Origin of the sequence: Paracoccus sp. SY (genome assembly GCF_002901215.1) — a bacterium.
GTDB lineage: Bacteria > Pseudomonadota > Alphaproteobacteria > Rhodobacterales > Rhodobacteraceae > Paracoccus > Paracoccus acridae.
Window position 1 is genome coordinate 1 of the sequence record NZ_NWMQ01000127.1, and the last position, 1,717, is coordinate 1,717.

Genomic DNA, 1,717 nt, shown 5'->3' on the forward strand with positions numbered 1-1,717 from the left:
GCGTTGGCCCTGAACGCCACGGCGCCGGGATTGCTGGCCAGGGCAGCGGCCGAACTGGGGATCCCGTTCCTGCATGTATCGACCGACTATGTGTTCGACGGAACGGGCGACCTGCCAAGGGCCGAGGATGCCGCCACAGCACCCGCAAGCGTCTATGGCCAGAGCAAGCTGGAGGGGGAACGGCAGGTCGCGGCAGCAGGCGGGCAATGGGCGGTGATGCGCACATCCTGGGTATTTTCCCCGGATGGCTCGAACTTCGTGAAGACCATGCTGCGGCTGGGCGCCGAGCGTGACCGGATCAATGTCGTCGCCGACCAGATGGGCGGTCCGACCGAGGCGAGCCGGATCGCCGCTGCCCTGCTTCGGATGGCGGATCGGATGCGGGCCGACCCGAAGGCGGGCGGCCTTTATCATTTTGCCGGATCGCCCGATGTCAGCTGGGCGGATTTCGCGCGCGCGATTTTCGACCGTGCCGGGCTGGCCTGCGCCGTGCGCGACATCCCGACCAGCGATTATCCCACGCCTGCGCGGCGGCCGGCCAATTCGCGGCTGGATTGTTCCCGCATCACGCGGGATTTCGGCATAGACCGACCGGACTGGCGGGTCGATCTCGACACTGTCTTGAAGCAACTGGGATACGGAACATGACGGGACGCAAGGGCATCATTCTGGCAGGCGGGTCGGGGACGCGCCTTTATCCGATCACGATGGGCGTTTCGAAACAGCTTCTTCCGCTTTATGACAAGCCGATGGTCTATTATCCCATCAGCGTGCTGATGCTGGCCGGCATTCGCGAGATCGCGATCATCACCACGCCCGAGGATCAGGGACAGTTCCAGCGGCTGCTTGGAACGGGCGAGCAATGGGGGCTGCGGTTCGAATGGATCATCCAGCCTTCGCCCGACGGCCTGGCCCAGGCCTATCTGCTGGCCGAGGATTTCCTGGCGGGGGCGCCATCGGCCATGGTGCTGGGGGACAACATCTTCTTCGGCCATGGCTTGCCCGAACTTCTGAAGGCGGCGGATCAGCGGATCAGCGGCGGGACGGTCTTCGGCTATCGGGTTTCGGATCCCGAACGGTATGGCGTGGTCGATTTCCAATCCGACGGCCGGGTTCGCGCGATCATCGAAAAGCCGGAACTGCCACCGTCGAACTTTGCCGTGACGGGCCTTTATTTCCTGGATGCTTCGGCCTCGGAACGTGCCCGGCAAGTCAAGCCTTCCGAACGGGGCGAGCTTGAGATCACGACGCTTCTGGAAAGCTATCTTCGCGATGGCAGCCTGACGGTCGAAAAGATGGGGCGCGGCTTTGCCTGGCTGGATACCGGCACCCATGGCAGCCTGCTGGATGCGGGAAACTTCGTGCGCACGCTGGAAAAGCGCCAAGGCTTGCAGACGGGCTGCCCCGAGGAGATTGCCTTCGAGGCCGGCTGGATTTCCGAAGATGCCTTGCGTGAACAGGCGCAACGGTTTTCGAAGAATGCCTATGGTCGTTACCTGATGGGATTGCTGGGCGCGCGCTGACGCAGCCTGCCCAGAAAGGCCGCGGCAAACAGGGCCGCAGTCCCCGCGCCGGTCTGCCGGTAAAGCCCCAGTTGCGCCATGCTGCATGCGGCAAGCGGCCCGTGCTGCCGCAGGGCTGCGCCGAAACGATCCAGGATCAGGCGGTTTTCCGGCAGCAACTCCGATCGGACGGCATCCAGGGCCGCGTGGTTGGC

The 1,717-nt window shown here is 64.3% G+C and carries 2 protein-coding genes and 1 pseudogene; 2 read left to right on the forward strand and 1 reads right to left on the reverse strand.

What is annotated here, in order from left to right; genetic code table 11:
* The coding region (gene rfbD, locus CK944_RS22015; RefSeq protein ID WP_103175164.1) for a dTDP-4-dehydrorhamnose reductase at positions 1–648 on the forward strand (648 nt) is incomplete at its 5' end.
* Positions 645–1,523 (forward strand): glucose-1-phosphate thymidylyltransferase RfbA, encoded by an 879-nt coding sequence (gene rfbA / locus CK944_RS22020; RefSeq protein ID WP_103175165.1) that lies wholly within the window; start codon positions 645–647, stop codon positions 1,521–1,523. The genes rfbD and rfbA, both read left to right, overlap by 4 nt.
* Here rfbA and CK944_RS23495 read toward each other — a convergent pair.
* Positions 1,493–1,717: pseudogene (locus CK944_RS23495) on the reverse strand (hypothetical protein); the annotation flags it as partial. The gene rfbA and the pseudogene CK944_RS23495 overlap by 31 nt on opposite strands.

What these genes read in the sequence shown, in the direction of transcription:
- rfbA (WP_103175165.1), top strand. Translation starts at nt 645, where the DNA reads ATGACGGGACGCAAGGGCATCATTCTGGCAGGCGGGTCGGGGACGCGC.